Raw genomic sequence first — 618 nt, forward strand, 5'->3', positions numbered from 1 at the left:
CAACCAACGTACAAGGTCCCCGGTACGGTACAGACTGCCCCCGCCCGAAGCATCGAAAGGGTTCGAAATGAACCGATCCATGGTCTGTTGCGGATGGTTCAGATAGCCGGGGGAGACACCATCGCCACCGATACATAGTTCCCCCACCATTCCGAGACCCGATAATCCAAGGGACCCGTTCAGTACATATATCCCCGTATTGGACAAGGGACGACCGATCGGTACGTTCACAACGGGCTCGGTATCCACTTCGTAATAACTCGCATATACCGTCGTCTCGGTAGGTCCGTACACATGGATCAGCTTGCCGGGGCCCAAGGAACGGTACGCGCGGCGAACGTGCGGGACCGATACCTGTTGGCCGCCGAACAAGAGCTTGCGCAAACTGGAAAACGCTTCTAGATCATAGTCCACAAACGCATTGAACAGCGCAGTGGTCATAAACACAACGCTCACTTGGTTGTCCAAGATGATACGCGAGAGCGCTTCCGGGTCGGAGGCGGAAATACCGTCTATCAGATAAAGGCACCCTCCGTTCAAGAGCGTCGAATAGATATCATAGGTAGAACCGTCGAAGGCAAGGTTCGACCATTGCAGTACGCGGTCGGTCGGCAAAAT

At 54.7% G+C, this 618-nt stretch carries 1 protein-coding gene; it reads right to left on the reverse strand.

Annotated features, from left to right (window positions below; all coding sequences use genetic code 11):
* Window positions 1-618: AMP-binding protein (locus ACRD7P_RS21000; protein WP_430909768.1), on the reverse strand; the 618-nt coding region annotated here is incomplete at both ends.

The sequence above is a fragment of the Maribacter sp. 2-571 genome, from assembly GCF_050589625.1.
GTDB lineage: Bacteria > Bacteroidota > Bacteroidia > Flavobacteriales > Flavobacteriaceae > Pelagihabitans.